Source organism: Photobacterium satsumensis, from assembly GCF_050336935.1.
In the GTDB taxonomy this organism is placed as follows: Bacteria; Pseudomonadota; Gammaproteobacteria; order Enterobacterales; family Vibrionaceae; genus Photobacterium; species Photobacterium satsumensis.
In genome coordinates, this window is sequence record NZ_JAKJSK010000004.1 from 1 (window position 1) to 785 (window position 785).

The following is a 785-nucleotide window of genomic DNA, read 5'->3' on the forward strand; positions in this document are numbered from 1 at the left end:
TCTCGGTTGATTTCTCTTCCTCGGGGTACTTAGATGTTTCAGTTCCCCCGGTTCGCCTCGTTACGCTATGTATTCACGTAACGATAACTGCTTATGCAGCTGGGTTTCCCCATTCGGAAATCCAAGAGTATAGTGATTCTTACCATCTTCTCTTGGCTTATCGCAGGTTAGCACGTCCTTCATCGCCTCTGACTGCCCAGGCATCCACCGTGTACGCTTAGTCACTTAACCATACAACCCCAAGAGGTTTCGTACGGTCAACAACCAAGGTTGTCCATCTGAGTTGTGATGGACTGTTGTTTCGCCGGACTCTTACACAAGACACTTGAATGTGTGTTGCTTGAGAACTCGTTTTTATCTTTCGATAAAAACTTAAAATAAATCAATCATTCGATTGAATTTACTAGTCAGCTTTCCAGATTGTTAAAGAGCATAACGCAAAAAGCGTTAATCAATAACTGACGTTATTCATTAGCGCTTTCGCTATTTCTAAAACCATTTCACCAAGCAATCTGTGTGGACACTGCATAAAACAGCAGTCATATCGTTAAGGAGGTGATCCAGCCCCAGGTTCCCCTAGGGCTACCTTGTTACGACTTCACCCCAGTCATGAACCACACCGTGGTAAACGCCCCCCCGAAGGTTAAGCTATCTACTTCTGGTGCAGCCCACTCCCATGGTGTGACGGGCGGTGTGTACAAGGCCCGGGAACGTATTCACCGTAGCATTCTGATCTACGATTACTAGCGATTCCGACTTCATGGAGTCGAGTTGCAGACTCCAAT

Annotated in this window: 2 rRNA genes; both read right to left on the reverse strand. The window is 46.1% G+C overall.

From position 1 onward, the window contains the following. Positions 1–231: ribosomal RNA gene (locus tag L4D79_RS00130) — 23S ribosomal RNA — on the reverse strand; the annotation flags it as partial. Between the two features lie 317 nt (positions 232–548). Then, a 16S ribosomal RNA gene (locus L4D79_RS00135) occupies positions 549–785 on the reverse strand; the annotation flags it as partial.